This window comes from Aliiruegeria sabulilitoris, assembly GCF_001558155.1.
GTDB classification, from domain to species: domain Bacteria; phylum Pseudomonadota; class Alphaproteobacteria; order Rhodobacterales; family Rhodobacteraceae; genus Tropicimonas; species Tropicimonas sabulilitoris.
In genome coordinates this window covers 1-16,758 of the sequence record NZ_LOAS01000025.1, presented here as the reverse complement: position 1 = coordinate 16,758, position 16,758 = coordinate 1, and the positions used below count along the sequence as shown (strand labels likewise).

The window sequence follows — 16,758 nt, the reverse complement described above, 5'->3', positions numbered from 1 at the left end:
TACACGCCCCGCGCCCCTGTTTCAAGGGGTTTGCCCGTTACTCCGCCGGCTTTTGCCAGCATTGCGGGTAACCATATCCCCAACGCCACGGCAAGCCGGTGCAGGGCCCGCCGCCAAGGCGCACCGCCTGGAACATTGCCACCGCAATGGCGCCATAGGCCGTGCGGACCTGCGGATCGCTCAAGGCGTATTCCTCCCGAAGAATCGAATCCTGCGCGCTCTCGGTCTCCCGCACGCATTCGCGTAGCACCCGGTCGGCCTCCAGCCGCGCCTCGTAGCTGGCCTCTGCCTCCGGATCCGGCCCGCCCGTGTGATAGGCCCGGTCATGGGTCACACAGCATTCCTCCCACGGCGGATGCCCGCCCAAGGCGTCGGCAAAGGACGGGTAGCGTTCGGCGAAAAAGGCCCACATGCTCGACATGCCGCCACTACAGCCATCCGTCGTGAAATCGTCGAGCGAAACCTCGGGCGAGGCCCGCAGCGTTTCCAGCCATTGATGCGAGGGCAGCTCCAGCGTCCGCGAGAGCTGCTCACTCCAATCCTGCGCGGCCACGTTGCCCGCCGCGAAGACCAACGTCAGGGCCAGCAGATTACGGCGAACCATCGCGATATTCCTTGTCCGATGACACCAGCCCCAGCCGGCTGGCCAGCGCCAGGACGATCCGCTCCAGCGTTCCCAGTTCCGCGCGCTGCGCGATCACCTGCCGCGCCAGCGCCGGCTCATCCGTGATCAGGCCATCCACACCGAGGCTCAGCATTTCCGACATCGCCAGCGGATCGTTCACCGTCCAGACATGGACGCGCTTGCCCGCGGCTTGCGTCGAGCGGACGAGGCTATGCGATACCAGTCCCATGTTCATGGCCAGGAAATCCGCTTCCAGCTCCCATGGCCGCCCGACCGTCGCCGAGGCCAGCAGGCCGACCGTCCATTCCGGTCGCAGCGCCTTCATCTTCTGCACCGCCTCGTATTTCAGGCTCATCAGCTCGACTTGCGCTTCCATCCCCGCCGCCTCGACGACATCGGCAACACGTTGCTCCAGCATCTCGTCATGGCCGTAATATTTCAGCTCGATCAGCACCCCCGAATCGGTGCCGCGGGCAAGCTCCAGCACATCGGCGAGCGTTGGCGTCCGCTCGCCGGCATAATCGGGCGAAAACCAGCTACCGATATCGATCTCGGCCAGTTCCGCCGCCGTGGCATCCCATGCCTTCAGCGGGTTCCCGGCGAGCTTCATGAAATCGCTATCATGAACCACGATCACCTCGCCCTCGGCACTCTCCTGCACGTCCAGCTCGACCCAATCCGCCTTGTCCTCGATCGCAAGCGCAAAGGAGGCCATGGTGTTCTCCGGACGGGTGCCCGCAGCGCCGCGATGCGCGATCACCTCGACCCTGTCCTCTGTCTTGAAACCCTGGAGATTTGCCGCGCCAAGTGCCGCCAGGCCCGCCACAATCGCTGCGCCGCCAATCAGAGCGTTTCGCAACAGATGACGGTTCTCCCGTCCGCTCGGGCGCACGCCCTCGGTGCCGGGCCATCCGGCGCGCTCCATCAACAGGCAGGCCAGTGCCCCCGTGGTGGTCGCCGTGACCAGCAGGTTGACCAGCGACCACACCCCGAGAATGACCAGCAACCCGGCCGCCATCGTCTTCAGGTCCGGCGCAACGGCATCGACAACCAAAGTGGCTGCAACGCTGGCGATGCCAAAGACGATGGAAACCGCAATCGCCGAGATCGCACCCCATCCAAGAATGGCGATCAGAAGATCCACCCGCCGGCCCTTTATCGCGGCACTGCTCAGCGCGAAGCTCTCGGCGGGCCGCACACCTTCGAACAGCACGAGCGGAAGGGCGAAGGCCCAGCCAAGCAGCGCCCGGAACAGAAGCACCAGCATCACGGCGAGCACGACAGCGATGACCCCCACCGCCTGCAGGAATTCCGGCGGGTGCTCGGCGAGGTAATAGTTGATGTCGTATTCCGACAGGTATTTCCCGGCGATCAGCGCCGCAATCGCCACGAATGGCAGCACGATCCCGACGATTCTCAGGATGAACCGAATGGCGAACCCCAAAATGGCCCGGAAACGCGGCAGGATATTCGCCACGCCCTCCTCGAAACGCCGCTCCCCGCTACGCCGGGCGTGCAGCGCGATCGCCATCATGAAGGCGATGTTGAGCACGTAGCTGGTCAGGATCAGCGCGCCGACAACCAGCATCGCTGCGAACCCGACCGGAGAGAACAGGAACATCGCGATGTCGAAATCCGACAGCGCCGGCTTTCCGGACAGCGCGATCGCCCCGCGCAGGGCCACAGAGGTCACCGGCGCGAGCAGCGCCAGCACCAGCAGGCCAAACACCAGCCGCGACAGCAGGAACGGCCAGCGCAGACGCCAGGCGTCATGAAAAGCATCGGAAACCGCGCGAATGGGCATGTTGATCATGACGTCCCTCCCCTCAAACCACAGGCAGAGGCTAGCCCCGCGCGTGCCAGAGGTCGATCCTCTGCGCGCACGGAACTTGCGGAAAATGCCTTGATCTCAAGTTGGGTTGAGCAATTAGCGTCGCCCGACATTCCGAATCCGCGAAAGGAAACCCCATGTTGAAACGGCTATTCCGCCGACCGGCCGACGCGCTCCGCCAGGACATCGAAGCCGAAATCGCCTCGATCTGCCGGGCCGACCAGATCGAACACCTGTCACTCTCCCCGCATTTGCGGCGCGATCTGGGCCTCGACTGCGGCTGCAGGTCCACGAACCCGTACCGCTAAACGAAAACGCCCCGGAGCCAGGCTCCGGGGCGCTTCAAAATCTGTCTCGAAGAGGCTTACTCGCGCTCTTCGATGATCTCGACCAAATGCGGGATCTTGTTGACCATGCCGCGCACGGAAGGGGTGTCTTCCAGCTCGCGGGTCTTGTGCATCTTGTTGAGGCCCAGCCCGATCAGCGTCTGGCGCTGGACGGCGGGGCGACGGATCGGAGAACCGATCTGCTTGACGACGATGGTTGCCATGTCTCGCTACTCCTTACGCTTCGACCGGGGCTTCGGCGGTTTCGGCCGGAGCTGCGGGCGCCTCGTCCTTCTTCAGGATATCGGCTACCTTCTTGCCGCGACGCTGCGCGACCATGCGGGGGCTGGATTCCTTCTTGAGGCCGTCGATGGTGGCGCGGATCATGTTGTAGGGGTTCTGCGAGCCGATCGACTTGGCGACGACGTCATGAATACCCAGCATCTCGAACACGGCACGCATCGGACCACCGGCGATGATACCGGTACCTTGCGGGGCGGTGCGCATCACGACGCGACCGGCGCCATGGCGACCTTCGATGTCATGGTGCAGCGTGCGGCCTTCGCGCAGCGGCACGCGGATCATCTGGCGCTTGGCTTGCTCGGTGGCCTTGCGGATGGCCTCGGGGACCTCCTTGGCCTTGCCCTTGCCGAAGCCGACGCGGCCCTTCTGGTCGCCAACGACCACGAGCGCAGCGAAGCCGAAACGCTTACCACCCTTGACGGTCTTGGAGACGCGGTTGATCGCAACCAGGCGATCCGCAAATTCCGGTGTTTCGTCGCGGTCGCGACGGTTGCCCCGGCGTTGATTGGGTTCTCTTGCCATTCGGCATTCCTTTTCTCATGGGCCGCTTGCGGCCATGCTTGTCTCAATCCTGGTGAAACCGGCCCGAAGGCCGGCCTCCCGGATCATCGGGAGGGCCCGAGAGCCCTCCGCAGGGATCAGAACTTCAGACCACCTTCACGCGCGGCTTCGGCCAGAGCCTTCACCTTGCCGTGGAAGAGGAAGCCACCTCGATCGAAGTAGCACTCTTCGATACCGGCTGCCTTGGCACGCTCTGCAATCGCGGCGCCCACCTTGCCGGCGGCCTCCACGTTGTTCTTGCCGACGACACCGAGATCCTTCTCCAGCGAGGAGGCCGCGGCCAGGGTCTTGCCCTGAACGTCGTCGATCAGCTGAGCGCTGATGTTCTTGCCGGAGCGGTGCACCGAAAGGCGCAGCTTGCCGACATTGCTCTTGCGAAGTTTGTTCCGGACGCGCAGGCGGCGCTTCAGGAACAGGGTCCGTTTGCTGTTTGCCATCTCTCTCGTCCTTACTTCTTCTTGCCTTCTTTGCGGAAGATGAACTCGCCAGCGTAACGAATGCCTTTGCCCTTGTAGGGCTCCGGCTTGCGCCACTCGCGAATGTTCGCGGCAACCTGACCCACGAGCTGCGGGTCGATGCCTTCCACAACGATCTGGGTCTGCTTCGGGCAGGTCACGGTCACACCGGCCGGCACCTCGAACTCGACGTCATGCGACAGGCCGAGGTTCAGCTTGAGCACGTTTCCGGCCATCTGGGCACGATAACCAACACCCTGGATCTCCAGCTCCTTCTTGAAGCCTTCGGTCACGCCGGTCACCAGGTTGCCGACCAGAGTGCGGGACATACCCCACTGCTGGCGGGCACGCTTGGAGGAGCCGCGGGGCTCGACCGAAACGGTGCTGCCATCGATGGAGATGGTCACATCGTCGGTTGCGGTAAAGCTCAGGGTGCCTTTCGGCCCCTTCACTTCGATGGTCTGGCCGGAGAGGGACGCGGAAACGCCCGACGGCAGCTCGACCGGTTTCTTACCAATACGAGACATGGTCAGACCTCCCTAGAAGACGGTGCAGAGAACTTCGCCACCAACATTGTTGGAGCGAGCCGCTGCATCCGACATCACGCCCTTGGACGTGGAGACGATGGAGACGCCCAGGCCCTGACGGACCGAGGGGATGTCATTCACGCTCATGTAAACGCGGCGACCGGGCTTGGAGACGCGCTTGAGTTCGCGAATGACCGGGGTACCTTCGTAGTACTTGAGCGAAATTTCGATTTCGGGGTGCTGGGTATCCTCAACACTCTCGTAACCGCGGATATAGCCCTCGTCGGCCAGCACATCCAGAACCCAGGCGCGAAGCTTGGAAGCGGGGGTGCGAACCGTGGACTTGCCGCGCATTTGAGCGTTGCGGATACGGGTCAGCATATCACCAAGAGGATCGTTCATTTATATCTCCTCCCTACCAGCTGGACTTGACCATGCCGGGGATCTTGCCTTCGGAGGCAAGGTCCCGCAGCGCGATCCGGCTCATCTTCAGCTTACGGTAGTAAGCCTTCGGACGCCCCGAGACCTGGCAGCGGTTGTGCAGGCGGGTGGCCGAGGAATTGCGCGGCAGCTTGGCCAGCTTCAGCCGGGCCTTGAACCGCTCTTCCATCGGAAGGGCTTCGTCATTCGCGATTTCTTTCAGAGCGGCACGCTTGGCAGCATATTGCTTCACCAGCGCCTCGCGCTTCTTCTCGCGCTCGATCATGCTTTTCTTAGCCATAGGTCAGTTCCCTCAGCTGTTGAACGGCATGTTGAAATGCTTCAACAGCGCCTTGGCTTCCGCATCCGTCGAAGCGGAGGTGCAGATAACGATGTCCAGACCCCAGTTCTCATCGACCTTGTCGAAGTCGATCTCGGGGAAGACGATGTGCTCCTTGAGGCCCATGGCGTAGTTGCCACGACCATCGAACGATTTGCCGGAGACGCCGCGGAAGTCGCGGACGCGCGGCAGCGCGATGGTGATCAGGCGATCAAAGAATTCGTACATCCGGTCACCGCGGAGGGTCACCTTGGCGCCGAGCGGCATCCCTTCGCGTACGCGGAAGGTCGCGATCGACTTCTTGGCCATGGTCACGACGGCCTGCTGACCGGCAATCGCGGTCAGATCATCGGCAGCGGTCTTGGCTTTCTTGGAGTCCTTCACGGATTCCGTGCCAGCGCCGATGTTCAGAACGATCTTCTCCAGCTTCGGGATCATCATCTCGTTCTTGTACGAGAATTCTTCCATCAGCGCGGCGCGGATCGTGTCCTTGTAAAAGGCCTTGAGGCGCGGGGTGTAATCGGTAGCGTCAAGCATCAGATCGCGTCTCCCGTGGTCTTGGCGAAGCGGACCTTCTTGCCCTCTTCCTCGCGGAAGCCGACGCGGGTCGCCTTGCCGTTGGCATCGACGATGGCCAGGTTCGACAGATCGACCGGCATCGCGGTTGCAATGCGGCCACCTTGCGAATTCTGGGTCTGCTTGGTGTGGCGAACGGAGATGTTGATGCCGCCGACGATGGCCTTGCCGGCCTTCGGGTCGACTTTCTCAATCTCGCCGGTCTTGCCCTTGTCCTTGCCGGACAGGACGATCACGGTGTCACCCTTGCGGAGTTTAGCAGCCATTACAGCACCTCCGGGGCAAGCGAGATGATCTTCATGAAGTTCTTCGCACGCAGCTCGCGCACGACCGGGCCGAAGATACGGGTGCCGATCGGCTCGCCGTTATTCCCGAGAATAACAGCAGCATTGCGGTCGAAACGAATGGCGGTGCCATCCTCACGACGAACTTCCTTGGCGGTCCGGACGACAACTGCTTTACGCACGTCACCCTTCTTCACACGGCCGCGCGGGATGGCTTCCTTGACCGACACCACGATGATGTCGCCCACAGAGGCGTATTTCCGCTTCGAGCCGCCGAGGACCTTGATGCACTGAACCCGGCGAGCACCGGAGTTGTCAGCGACATCCAGATTGGTCTGCATCTGGATCATTAGGTTTCTCCCGACCTTTGGGGGATGTTCTTGCTCTTCCCCCCAGGGTTTCGATCAAACTGAGCTGTGAACCGGCCTCAGGCCGAGATCACCTCCCAGCGCTTCGTCTTCGAAATCGGCGCACATTCCTGGATACGGACCTGGTCGCCAATCTTGAATTCGTTCTTCGCGTCATGGGCGCGATACTTCTTCGAAGACCGGATGGTCTTGTGCAGAAGCGGGTGCTTGTAGCGACGCTCGACGATGACCGTGACGGTCTGCTCGTTCTTGTCGCTGGTGACGGTGCCGGTCAGAATACGCTTGGGCATGGATTAAGCCTCCGCTGCGGCCGACGCCGCCTTTTCGTTCAGAACAGTCATCACACGCGCGATGTCACGGCGAACCTGACGGGTGCGTGCGGTGTTTTCCATTGCGCCTGTGGCCTGCTGGAAACGCAGGTTGAAGGCTTCTTTCTTCAGATCGGTCAGTTTCTCGCGGAGCTGTTCCGGAGTCTGATCGCGAAGTTCAGTGGCGTTCATCGCCATTTCCTTTCTCAAAACGCCAGTGAGCCCCTGGATTGCTCAGGGTCACTCGAGACCTGACGGATGATTAGACGTCAACACACACGAATCCCGTCGCCGGGAATCCGTGAGATGCCGCTCTATAAGGGTGAGTCTACGCGGGGGCAAGGAAAAAAGGCCCAAACCACATGTGCCCTGCTTCCGTCGCCGCAAACGCAAGCAGAAGCCGGGCCAGCGCCTGCCCGTGGGCTGGCGCTCCGACGGTCGTGCAGATCACTTTATCCCGCCAAATCCGAAAAAGCTCAACCCGAAGCGCCGACCTCACCAAAGCGCCAGCCCGCCCGAACGGGCAGGCGCTGGCCCGGCGCCTTCGGCTTGATTCCGGGCCCGGACTCTCTCCGCACCAGCGCCTCCGCACACACCGCCCCCTCACCGACAACTCTCGCAAGCCTCATACCCACGTTCGGCAATCGCCTCGGCCTCCTCCCGCCCCGACAACTTGACCAACCGCCCCCCGGGTAGCTTCGCAACGTACTCCCCGCTCTGCTTGTGCCGGACAACCTCGATATGCGCCCCCGTCACCTCGTTCAGGAACCGATCAACCCGCGCCCTGAAACCCTCTGAAGACACGGCATAGACAAGAAAGAGCAGCAGCCCGACGCACCCCACGATCGTCACCACGACAGTCGGCCTTTGCCGCCTATTGTCGTCCCAAAGCATCGCTCTTTGCCCTTCCAGTCAGATTTCCCGATGCGATTGTACCAAATCTGTCGAGCCCCGCCCAACCTCAGCGAAGGCAGAGAGATAGGGCGACCAGCCCGGCACGCGCCCGACCTCGGGAGGGCGGCAGTTCGACCGGACTACTGCGCTTCATTTCCACCCTTGGTCCGGGCGACCAGCCCGGACCGCGCCCGACCCTCCCCCCGGGAGGGCGCTTTGGCGATGTCCTTTGCCGCACACACGTCCTTCGGGGCTTTTGGATAAACCGCAATCAACAAGCGCCGCGAAGCGCCCACCCAGGGTCGGGCGCGCCCCTACGCGTATCGTTCCCAGTGCGCGCCGGCATGGAAGCTGTCTTCGACAGGCCAATTTGCTTGCGCTGACGGCGACGTAACGAAAGTACGTGACTTCAATCCTACTGCCCACCCCGTTTAAAGAGGCAATAATCCCCGTATCCGCGTAGATCCTCGATTTGTTTGCAAACCGACACAATGAGGGTTCCGGCAGGGGTAGGTCCGATGACGAAAGGCATTGCTGATGGAAGTCCTTTTAGGCGGCTTGTTCACCTTCGCTGTCATTTACCTCGCCTTCAGGTCGAGCCGATCCAAGGACAAAACCAGCGGACCCGCAGCTAAGACACCTTCAGAACCACCGCCGAACCCAAAGCACTCCACCCAATCCAGAACGGATCAATCAACGCCATTTGATGAAAAAAGTGCGGAGCAGATGCATGCGACGCGCGTTTTGTCAGGCCCAGCCTGGATAGTCGATGGCGATACAATAAAAGTCCAGAATACGCAGATCCGCTTGTTCGGGATCGATGCGCCCGAACTGAATCATCCCTATGGAAAGAACGCCAAATGGGCTTTGCATAGGCTGTGCAAAGGACACACCGTCCGAGCAGAGATTTCTGAAATGGATGACTATGGTCGAACGGTAGCGCGATGCTACCTTTCGGACGGGCGAGATCTATCAGCAGAGATGGTCAAACAAGGCTTGGCCATTGATTGGCCAAAATTCTCGGGCGGTCTTTACCGGAACTTAGAGCCGTCGGATGTTCGCAAGAAGCTCTTTCTTGCCGATGCTCGCCAAAAGGGAAAAATGCACGTTTGGGAAAAATTCGAGGAAAGGCAATCTATATAAAAACGTCCTGTCTTTTCGCGTCGCCGGACCTCGTCAGCTGCACTGGCAACGTTGGCTTTCTGCTCGGTGCTTTCGCTAGCGTGAGCTCGACACAAGAGGACGAGTATATTTCTGTTGCGGGTTCGAGCCGGTCGTCCAACAAAAGCTATCGGATGACCGGAAGGAGACATTCCAGCGCTTGCCCCCCTCAATCCTTAAACCCACCATGATACCCGCTCTCCCCGGAACCGGGATAGCGCGCGTCTCGTGTGCCCTGCCGCCCTGCCTCCTGCGCGGCTTCGAACCGGCGGGCCGTCTCCTCGAAATCCTGACGCAACCGCTCCACCGACCGGCTGTCGAACCGTTCGATCATGTCCAGGTCGCGCATCGAGACCACGGCAGCAAACGGGCGGCCATGTTTGGTCAGCAGGATGCGTTCGGGGATATGCGAGACCCGCGCCGTCCACATCGCGATCTGCGTGCGGAACTCGCTGAGCGGGATCATCTGGGTTTTGATATGCGGGGCGGGGGACATCTCGGGCATGCCCGCATCTGATCCCAGCCCGGTTTCGGGAGCGTTAACCCGGCGCGCGCTGGCACAGGTCACGCCTTTCGGTCGAACCATCGGTCAAAACCTGGCCCCGGATTGACCGAAAAAGCGTCCCAAACCCGGTTTGGGCCTCTCCAAAGCGCCTTCCGAGCGGAGTTTCGGTCGCAAAACAGGTCCTATCGGTCCGATTTTCGGTCAAACCCGTCCGCGGTTTCGTGCAAAACGACCGGAATTCCGCTCAATCCCAGCGGTAATTGAAGCTCACGCTGATCCGCTCGTCCTCGGCCATGTTCATCGGCACCTCGTGGCGCAGCCAGCTCTCCCAGAGCAGCACCTCGCCCACCTTCGGCTTCATGTGGATAAACGTCTGCAACTCCCGCCGCGCCCCTTTTTTCCTTGGCGGCGCCGCCATCATCCGCGCCGACCGCGGGTCCTCCAGCTTCAACGCAGACGCTCCCTCCGGCATCGACACATAGGTCGTCCCCGAAATCACCGAATGCGGATGCAGGTGCGATGAATGCGTCCCGCCCTCCGGCAGAATGTTGATCCACAGATCCTCCAGAACGAGCTCCCGCCCATCCAGATCGAACTCCAAATCTTTTGCAAATTCAACAACATGCCGATCCAACGCCTCCTTCAGATCGGCAAAGACCGGAAACCGCCAGGGAAGATCCGTCAGCGACGCGTATGACGTGTAACCCGGATACCCATTCTCCTCGCACCACGTCTGGCCTGCCTCGTCCTCCTCCGCGATGACAATGCATGAATTCTCAAGCTCTTGGGAATCAATGGGTTTCCCATGCTCCTTGAGCTCGGCACGATACAGGCGGGTGACGAAAAGGGACTCGATCTGGGCCATGGGGTCCTCGGATTTGCGGATCCAATTCTGGATAACCGATTGACGGAAAAAGGAAAGCCCCCGCTGATGTCAGCGGGGGCTTTCTAACTCTACCGGCTTGCGGTCCGCAGAAATCGTCGATTTCCGTAAAACCGCTCGCGTTCGGAAAGACTTACCAGTCTTCCCGAGCAACGATCCGGGTCTTGATCGGCAGCTTCATCGCGGCCAGACGCAGAGCCTCGCGGGCGACCTCGTCGGTCACACCGTCGATCTCGAACATCACCCGGCCGGGCTTGACCTTGGCGGCCCAGTAATCGACCGAACCCTTACCTTTACCCATCCGAACTTCCGTCGGCTTGGAGGTGACAGGCGTATCCGGGAAGATCCGGATCCAGACGCGACCCTGACGCTTCATGTGACGCGTCATGGCCCGACGGGCGGCTTCGATCTGGCGCGCGGTGATGCGCTCGGGCTGGATCGCCTTCAGGCCGTAATGGCCAAAGTTCAGGTCAGACCCGCCCTTGGCTTCGCCCTTGATGCGGCCCTTGTGGAGCTTGCGGAATTTCGTGCGCTTCGGTTGCAGCATTTTTTCTACTCCTTACCGGTCACGGTCACGGCGGCCACCGCCACCGGAACCACGCGGCCCGGGAGCATCCTGAAGCTCTTGAGCCTTGCGATCGCGAGCCGACGGATCGTGCTCCATGATCTCACCCTTGAAGATCCAGACCTTGATGCCGATGATTCCATAGGCCGTAAGGCTGTCTTTCTGGGCATAATCGATATCGGCGCGCAGGGTGTGCAGGGGCACACGACCTTCACGGTACCATTCGGTCCGGGCGATCTCCGCGCCACCAAGGCGGCCGGCGACGTTGACCCGGATGCCGAGGGCACCCATGCGCATCGAGTTCTGAACCGCGCGCTTCATGGCACGACGGAAGGACACGCGGCGCTCCAGCTGCTGGGCGATGGATTCGGCGACCAGCGCCGCGTCCAGCTCAGGCTTGCGAACCTCGACGATGTTGAGGTGCACTTCGCTGTCGGTCATCTTCGCAAGCTTCTTGCGAAGCCCTTCGATGTCCGCGCCCTTCTTGCCGATGATGACGCCGGGGCGGGCGGTGTGGATCGTAACGCGGCACTTCTTGTGCGGGCGCTCGATGATCACTTTGGAGATGCCGGCCTGCTTGCACTCTTTCTCGATGAAGTCGCGAATGGCGACATCCTCAAGCAGCAGGTTCCCGAAATCCTTGGTGTCGGCATACCAGCGGCTGTCCCAGGTGCGGTTCACCTGCAGGCGCATGCCAATCGGATTTACTTTATGACCCATTAGGCTTGCTCCTCGATCTGGCGGACCTTGATGGTCAGCTCAGAGAACGGCTTCATGATCTTGCCATAACGACCACGGGCCCGGGGGCGTCCGCGCTTCATGACCAGGTTCTTGCCGACCCAGGCTTCCGCGACGATCAGCTCGTCAACGTCCAGGTTGTGGTTGTTCTCGGCGTTGGCGATCGCGGACTGAAGGCACTTCTTCACGTCCTCGGCGATCCGGCGCTTCGAGAAGGTCAGGTCCGTCAGGGCCTTTTCAACCTTCTTGCCGCGGATCATCGCCGCTACGAGGTTCAGCTTCTGCGGCGAAGTACGGAGCATGCGCACTTTGGCCATCGCCTCGTTCTCCGCCACGCGGCGGGGATTCTTTTCCTTGCCCATGGTGGATTACTTCCTCTTGGCTTTCTTGTCCGCCGCGTGACCATAATAGGTACGGGTCGGAGCGTATTCGCCGAACTTCTGGCCGATCATGTCCTCGGACACGTTGACCGGAATGTGCTTCTGGCCGTTGTACACACCGAAGGTGAGACCAACGAACTGCGGCAGGATGGTGGAGCGGCGCGACCAGATCTTGATGACCTCGTTGCGGCCCGACTCACGGGACTTCTCGGCCTTCTTCAACACGTAGCTGTCGACGAAGGGACCTTTCCAAACGGAACGCGACATCTATCAGCGACCCTTCTTCTTGGCGTGGCGCGAACGCACGATGAGTTTCTGCGACGCCTTGTTGGTGTTGCGGGTGCGCGCACCCTTGGTCGGCTTGCCCCACGGGGTGACCGGGTGACGACCACCAGAGGTCCGGCCTTCACCACCACCATGCGGGTGATCGATCGGGTTCATGACCACACCACGTACCGACGGACGCTTGCCCATGTGGCGCACGCGACCGGCCTTGCCGAGGTTCTGGTTGGAGTTGTCCGGGTTCGACACGGCACCGATGGTGGCCATGCATTCCTGACGCACGAGGCGAAGTTCGCCCGAGCTCAGGCGGATCTGGGCGTAGCCACCGTCACGGCCGACGAACTGGGCATAGGTGCCCGCGGCGCGCGCGATCTGACCACCCTTGCCGGGCTTCAGCTCGATATTGTGAACGATGGTACCGATGGGCATGCCCGAGAACGGCATCGCGTTGCCCGGCTTCACGTCCACCTTGGTGCCAGCGAGCACCTTGTCACCGACAGCGAGACGCTGCGGGGCAAGGATATAGGACTGCTCGCCATCTTCATACTTGATCAGCGCGATGAAGGCGGTCCGGTTCGGATCATATTCGATCCGCTCGACGGTGGCCGCCACATCAACCTTGGTGCGCTTGAAATCGACGATGCGATAGAGGCGTTTCGCCCCGCCACCGCGGCGTCGTGCAGTAATACGTCCGGTGTTGTTCCGGCCACCCTTCTTCGTCAGACCCTCGGTAAGGGATTTGACGGGGCGTCCTTTCCACAGCTCCGAACGGTCGATCAGCACCAGCCCGCGCTGGCCCGGCGTCGTCGGCTTATACGACTTGAGTGCCATGCTTTCTGTCTTCCGTTAGCTTTGCAGGGCTTTGCGCCCCGCTATGTATGGGCCTTGCGGCCTGGGTATAGGGCCCTCGCGAGAGGTCCCCGGGCTATCGTTCTTGCGAACAAAACCAAAGCCCCGGAAGACTCCGGGGCCACGGCGATGTGTCCTCATATGGAAGAGCCCCGTGCGGGTCAAGCGATTCCCGGCACAATCCGCCCGGAAACCGGCTCCAACAGTAGCCGTGCCAGCACCTGCCCGAGGGGGTGAGCCGGGACCGTGGCCCAGTGGGGCCGCGTAGCCCCCCGGTGAACGCACCAATACACTTGCCCCAACGCTAGCCGGACCGGTGCCTGCCCGTGGGATGGCGCTCCGACACCTCCGCCTCTCCCTTTATCGTGACGATCCGAAGAAGCCCGACACGAAGCGCTAGCTTCAACAAAGCGCCAGCCCGCCGGGACGGGCAGGCGCTGGCACGGCGGCTTCGCCTTGATTCCGTGCTGGGTGCTCTACCCAAAACAACCTTAGAATCTCTGATTTATGATGTTCATTTGAGCGGACGTCCAAACAGGTCAAACTTGCTACCCCTTTTCAACGGAAAGGGATCCTTCTCAACACGAAGTTCATCTAATAACTCAGAGGGCGAGAAGATTTTTGTTCCGCTCCTGCCAGCGTTCTTGTTTTGAAAGAGAGCATTTCGAAATTTTCGATCATTTGAAAGAAAAACCGGGACATCGGCCGCAACGCATGTCCAAAAGTGGAAGGCATCCGCATAGTGTTTTTCGGATAAGCTAGAACAGATCTCACAAAGCCGATCGACTTCTCGTAGGTTCTTTTTTTGATAGTCGGTTTGTTTCCTGATCAAGCAGTTATCGCGTTCCAACATTTCAGTATCGAATTCGGCAACTAAGTACCTCACGAGCGCTCGTAGATTTTTGTCAAGGGCGAAGGCATCTCCGGAAACAAATGGTTCGACATTCACAGGACTTTCTATGCCCTCAATAGCGATGCCTTCAAAGAGGCTTGTGCCGGGGCCATATGGGAAGGAATTTGGAGCAGCCCATGCCTCAATCGTTAAATACACAGACGAACAAAGGCTGATCTTTTTTTCTCTTGCCAACCTCGCGATTGTGGCCAAGCATTCTATTTCGCCCATTTTCTTGTTGTCGTGGTTGGGGTCATCGACTTCCAAAACCACCATAGGATTCGAAAAACCAGGAAGAGACACGCTGGCATGACTCGCAACGCTTGTCATGCTTAATATATTGTTATCTATGAGTAATTTCATTCCGCCGCTCCAACAGAACACCTAGAAAAGGAAAACCGCTCGGTGTCGAGATCACACAGCCTTTGGCAAACGGGCACTTCTTAGCAGCGTTCCTGCGAAGCCAAGCTAAACACCGGACTGACGTCAACAAAAAAGCCCCCCGCCTTCCGGCAGGGGGCCTCATTCTTCCGATCTGTCCTTAGCCTTACAGGCCGGTGGACACGTCGATCGTGTTACCCTCTTCGAGGGTGACATAGGCTTTCTTGACCGACTTGCGCTTGCCGAGCTGACCCCGGAAACGCTTGACCTTGCCCTTGGTGACGGTCGTGTTGACCGCTTTCACCTTCACACCAAAGAGACCTTCGACGGCTTCCTTGATCTGCGGCTTGTTGGCGTCGATAGCGACCTCGAAGACCACGGCATTCGCCTCGGAGGCCATGGTGGCCTTCTCGGTGATGACGGGCTTGCGGATCACGTCGTAAAAGTCTGCTTTCACGCTCATTTCAGACGGGCCTCCAGAGCTTCGACACCCGCCTTCGTGATCACGAGCGTGTCACGCTTGAGGATGTCCATGACGTTGGCACCGATCGAGGGCAGCACATCCAGACCTTCGATATTGGCAGCGGCGCGAACGAAGTTCTCGTTCACGTCGGCGCCATCGATGATCAGCGCGCGCTTCCAGCCGAGCTCCTTGACCTGTTTGGCCAGGATCTTGGTTTTGGCTTCGTCCAGCGCCGCGGTCTCGATGATCACGAGGTTGCCGGAGGCCACCTTGGACGACAGCGCGTGCTTCAGACCGAGCTTGCGGACCTTCTTGGGAAGGTCGTGGGCATGGCTGCGCGGGGTCGGGCCCTTGTAGATACCACCCTTGCGGAAGATCGGCGCGTTGCGGTCGCCGTGGCGAGCGCCACCGGTGCCCTTCTGGCGGTAGATCTTCTTGGTCGAGTAGCTGGTCTCGGAACGGGTCTTGACCTTGTGGGTACCGGCCTGCGCCTTGTTGCGCTGCCAGCGGACCACTTGGTGCAGGATGTCGGCACGGGGTTCCAGGCCGAAGATCTCTTCGGACAGTTCCACGTCGCCGGCGGCCCCGCCGTCGAGCTTGATCACATCAAGTTTCATTCTTCCGCACCCCCTTCAGCAGGCGCTTCGGCCGGAGCCTCGGCGACGGCGGCAGCTTCAGCGGCCTTGATCGCGGCCGGGAACGGCACGCCTTCGGGCAGCTTCTTCTTGACGGCGTCTTTGATGGTGACCCAGCCACCCTTGGAGCCCGGAACGGCGCCCTTGACCATGATCAGGCCACGGTCGGCGTCGATACGAACGACTTCCAGGTTCTGGGTGGTAACACGGGCAGCACCCATGTGACCGGCCATCTTCTTGCCCTTGAACACGCGGCCCGGGTCCTGACACTGACCGGTGGAACCGTGCGAACGGTGCGAGATCGACACGCCGTGCGAGGCGCGAAGACCGCCAAAGTTATGGCGCTTCATCGCACCGGCAAAACCCTTACCGATCGAGGTGCCGGACACGTCGACCTTCTGACCGGCAACATAGTGCTCGGCAGAGATCTCGGCGCCAACTTCGATCAGGTTAGCCGGGTCCACGCGGAACTCCGCCACCTTGCGCTTGGGCGCAACATTGGCAGCAGAGAAGTGACCGCGCATGGCTTGCGAAGTCCGCTTGGCCTTGGCCGAACCAGCGCCCAGCTGCACGGCGGTGTACCCGTCGCGGTCCATGGTGCGTTGGTCGACGACCTGCAGGTTGTCGAGTTGAAGAACGGTCACAGGGATCTGCTTTCCGTCCTCGAGGAAAAGGCGGGTCATGCCCACCTTCTTGGCGATAACTCCAGAGCGCATAATCTGATGCCCTCCTTAGTTCAGCTTGATTTCGACATCGACACCAGCCGCGAGGTCGAGCTTCATCAGCGCGTCCACGGTCTGCGGGGTCGGGTCCACGATGTCGAGCAAACGCTTGTGGGTACGAATCTCCCACTGGTCGCGCGATTTCTTGTCGATGTGAGGTCCACGGAGAACCGTGAATTTCTCAACCTTGTTCGGCAACGGGATCGGGCCACGCACCTGTGCGCCCGTCCGCTTGGCGGTATTGACGATTTCCTGCGTGCTGGCGTCCAGCACGCGGTAGTCGAACGCCTTCAGCCGGATGCGGATGTTCTGGCTTTGCATTGTCAGTCAGCCTTGTTCTCGGCATTGGGGTTGAGAGGTCGAATGCGGCTCATTCCACACACGGCTTCGAACCCGGATCAAAAGGGTGGGGCAGGCCCGCGGGCCCACCCCGAATTCTTCGATCGTTCGAGTGATTACTCGAGGATCTTGGAGACGACGCCGG

Annotated in this window: 28 protein-coding genes; 2 read left to right on the top strand and 26 right to left on the bottom strand. The window is 60.7% G+C overall.

Going from position 1 to position 16,758, the window contains the following annotated elements:
- Positions 1–37: 37 nt before the first annotated feature.
- Complete coding sequence (locus AX756_RS19040) at positions 38–604, bottom strand: hypothetical protein (protein ID WP_068315528.1); 567 nt, start codon at positions 602–604, stop codon at positions 38–40.
- A complete protein-coding gene (locus AX756_RS19035; protein WP_068315525.1) occupies positions 591–2,438 on the bottom strand; it encodes a glycerophosphodiester phosphodiesterase family protein in 1,848 nt (615 codons plus the stop codon). Before AX756_RS19035 ends, AX756_RS19040 begins: the two co-directional genes overlap by 14 nt.
- 155 nt (positions 2,439–2,593) lie before the next feature.
- Here AX756_RS19035 and AX756_RS25740 point away from each other — a divergent pair, with 155 nt between their 5' ends.
- Positions 2,594–2,764 (top strand): hypothetical protein, encoded by a 171-nt coding sequence (locus AX756_RS25740; RefSeq protein WP_156461568.1) that lies wholly within the window; start codon positions 2,594–2,596, stop codon positions 2,762–2,764.
- A 56-nt stretch (positions 2,765–2,820) separates the two neighbouring features.
- On the opposite strand, the gene rpmD is transcribed toward AX756_RS25740, so the two are convergent.
- The 12 genes from rpmD to AX756_RS18975 form a co-directional block, all read right to left on the bottom strand.
- A complete protein-coding gene (rpmD, locus tag AX756_RS19030) occupies positions 2,821–3,006 on the bottom strand; it encodes a 50S ribosomal protein L30 (protein ID WP_068315515.1) in 186 nt (61 codons plus the stop codon).
- 13 nt (positions 3,007–3,019) lie between these two features.
- Positions 3,020–3,607: a 30S ribosomal protein S5 gene (gene rpsE, locus AX756_RS19025; RefSeq protein WP_068315512.1), complete on the bottom strand. Its 588-nt coding sequence runs from the start codon at positions 3,605–3,607 to the stop codon at positions 3,020–3,022.
- A 116-nt stretch (positions 3,608–3,723) separates the two neighbouring features.
- Complete coding sequence (gene rplR / locus AX756_RS19020; RefSeq protein ID WP_068315509.1) at positions 3,724–4,083, bottom strand: 50S ribosomal protein L18; 360 nt, start codon at positions 4,081–4,083, stop codon at positions 3,724–3,726.
- A gap of 11 nt (positions 4,084–4,094) precedes the next feature.
- Positions 4,095–4,628 carry a 50S ribosomal protein L6 gene (gene rplF, locus AX756_RS19015; protein WP_068315506.1) on the bottom strand — a complete coding sequence of 178 codons (534 nt, stop codon included), beginning with the start codon at positions 4,626–4,628 and terminating at the stop codon, positions 4,095–4,097.
- Positions 4,629–4,640: 12 nt separating this feature from the next.
- Complete coding sequence (rpsH, locus tag AX756_RS19010) at positions 4,641–5,030, bottom strand: 30S ribosomal protein S8 (protein WP_068315503.1); 390 nt, start codon at positions 5,028–5,030, stop codon at positions 4,641–4,643.
- Positions 5,031–5,043: 13 nt separating this feature from the next.
- Complete coding sequence (gene rpsN / locus AX756_RS19005; protein WP_068315500.1) at positions 5,044–5,349, bottom strand: 30S ribosomal protein S14; 306 nt, start codon at positions 5,347–5,349, stop codon at positions 5,044–5,046.
- A 12-nt stretch (positions 5,350–5,361) separates the two neighbouring features.
- On the bottom strand, positions 5,362–5,925 hold the full coding sequence (gene rplE, locus AX756_RS19000) for a 50S ribosomal protein L5 (protein ID WP_068315497.1): 564 nt from the start codon (positions 5,923–5,925) through the stop codon (positions 5,362–5,364).
- Entirely contained in the window at positions 5,925–6,230 is a 306-nt protein-coding gene (gene rplX / locus AX756_RS18995; RefSeq protein ID WP_068315494.1) for a 50S ribosomal protein L24, read from the bottom strand. The genes rplE and rplX overlap by 1 nt, the downstream gene beginning before the upstream one ends.
- The gene (gene rplN, locus AX756_RS18990; RefSeq protein ID WP_068315491.1) at positions 6,230–6,598 is read right to left on the bottom strand and encodes a 50S ribosomal protein L14; all 369 of its coding nucleotides are present in this window, start codon (positions 6,596–6,598) and stop codon (positions 6,230–6,232) included. The genes rplX and rplN overlap by 1 nt, the downstream gene beginning before the upstream one ends.
- A gap of 77 nt (positions 6,599–6,675) precedes the next feature.
- The gene (rpsQ, locus tag AX756_RS18985) at positions 6,676–6,906 is read right to left on the bottom strand and encodes a 30S ribosomal protein S17 (protein WP_068315488.1); all 231 of its coding nucleotides are present in this window, start codon (positions 6,904–6,906) and stop codon (positions 6,676–6,678) included.
- Positions 6,907–6,909: 3 nt separating this feature from the next.
- A complete protein-coding gene (gene rpmC, locus AX756_RS18980; RefSeq protein WP_068315734.1) occupies positions 6,910–7,116 on the bottom strand; it encodes a 50S ribosomal protein L29 in 207 nt (68 codons plus the stop codon).
- 411 nt (positions 7,117–7,527) lie between these two features.
- A complete protein-coding gene (locus AX756_RS18975; RefSeq protein WP_068315485.1) occupies positions 7,528–7,818 on the bottom strand; it encodes a hypothetical protein in 291 nt (96 codons plus the stop codon).
- A 537-nt stretch (positions 7,819–8,355) separates the two neighbouring features.
- On the opposite strand from AX756_RS18975, the gene AX756_RS18970 reads away from it, so the two are divergent.
- On the top strand, positions 8,356–8,961 hold the full coding sequence (locus AX756_RS18970; RefSeq protein WP_231701106.1) for a thermonuclease family protein: 606 nt from the start codon (positions 8,356–8,358) through the stop codon (positions 8,959–8,961).
- Positions 8,962–9,148: 187 nt separating this feature from the next.
- Here AX756_RS18970 and AX756_RS18965 read toward each other — a convergent pair whose 3' ends face one another.
- The 12 genes from AX756_RS18965 to rpsJ all read right to left on the bottom strand — a co-directional run bounded on the left by AX756_RS18965 (position 9,149) and on the right by rpsJ (position 16,595).
- Positions 9,149–9,565: a type II toxin-antitoxin system Phd/YefM family antitoxin gene (locus AX756_RS18965; RefSeq protein ID WP_082739191.1), complete on the bottom strand. Its 417-nt coding sequence runs from the start codon at positions 9,563–9,565 to the stop codon at positions 9,149–9,151.
- A gap of 163 nt (positions 9,566–9,728) precedes the next feature.
- Positions 9,729–10,349, bottom strand: coding sequence for a 2OG-Fe(II) oxygenase family protein (locus tag AX756_RS18960; protein ID WP_068315479.1), 621 nt, complete (start codon positions 10,347–10,349; stop codon positions 9,729–9,731).
- A 151-nt stretch (positions 10,350–10,500) separates the two neighbouring features.
- Entirely contained in the window at positions 10,501–10,914 is a 414-nt protein-coding gene (rplP, locus tag AX756_RS18955) for a 50S ribosomal protein L16 (RefSeq protein ID WP_068315476.1), read from the bottom strand.
- A gap of 12 nt (positions 10,915–10,926) precedes the next feature.
- Positions 10,927–11,652, bottom strand: a complete 726-nt coding sequence (gene rpsC, locus AX756_RS18950) for a 30S ribosomal protein S3 (RefSeq protein ID WP_068315474.1) — start codon at positions 11,650–11,652, stop codon at positions 10,927–10,929.
- Complete coding sequence (gene rplV / locus AX756_RS18945) at positions 11,652–12,032, bottom strand: 50S ribosomal protein L22 (RefSeq protein ID WP_068315471.1); 381 nt, start codon at positions 12,030–12,032, stop codon at positions 11,652–11,654. Before rplV ends, rpsC begins: the two co-directional genes overlap by 1 nt.
- A 6-nt stretch (positions 12,033–12,038) precedes the next feature.
- Positions 12,039–12,317, bottom strand: coding sequence for a 30S ribosomal protein S19 (rpsS, locus tag AX756_RS18940; protein ID WP_068315468.1), 279 nt, complete (start codon positions 12,315–12,317; stop codon positions 12,039–12,041).
- Between the two features lie 3 nt (positions 12,318–12,320).
- Positions 12,321–13,163: a 50S ribosomal protein L2 gene (gene rplB / locus AX756_RS18935; protein WP_068315466.1), complete on the bottom strand. Its 843-nt coding sequence runs from the start codon at positions 13,161–13,163 to the stop codon at positions 12,321–12,323.
- Between the two features lie 532 nt (positions 13,164–13,695).
- Entirely contained in the window at positions 13,696–14,436 is a 741-nt protein-coding gene (locus AX756_RS18930; RefSeq protein ID WP_068315463.1) for a hypothetical protein, read from the bottom strand.
- 184 nt (positions 14,437–14,620) lie between these two features.
- Positions 14,621–14,917 carry a 50S ribosomal protein L23 gene (locus AX756_RS18925; RefSeq protein WP_068315462.1) on the bottom strand — a complete coding sequence of 99 codons (297 nt, stop codon included), beginning with the start codon at positions 14,915–14,917 and terminating at the stop codon, positions 14,621–14,623.
- Positions 14,914–15,534: a 50S ribosomal protein L4 gene (gene rplD / locus AX756_RS18920; protein WP_068315459.1), complete on the bottom strand. Its 621-nt coding sequence runs from the start codon at positions 15,532–15,534 to the stop codon at positions 14,914–14,916. The genes AX756_RS18925 and rplD overlap by 4 nt, the downstream gene beginning before the upstream one ends.
- Positions 15,531–16,268, bottom strand: coding sequence for a 50S ribosomal protein L3 (gene rplC, locus AX756_RS18915; RefSeq protein WP_068315456.1), 738 nt, complete (start codon positions 16,266–16,268; stop codon positions 15,531–15,533). Before rplC ends, rplD begins: the two co-directional genes overlap by 4 nt.
- Before the next feature lie 15 nt (positions 16,269–16,283).
- Complete coding sequence (gene rpsJ / locus AX756_RS18910) at positions 16,284–16,595, bottom strand: 30S ribosomal protein S10 (RefSeq protein WP_068315453.1); 312 nt, start codon at positions 16,593–16,595, stop codon at positions 16,284–16,286.
- Positions 16,596–16,758: the final 163 nt, after the last annotated feature.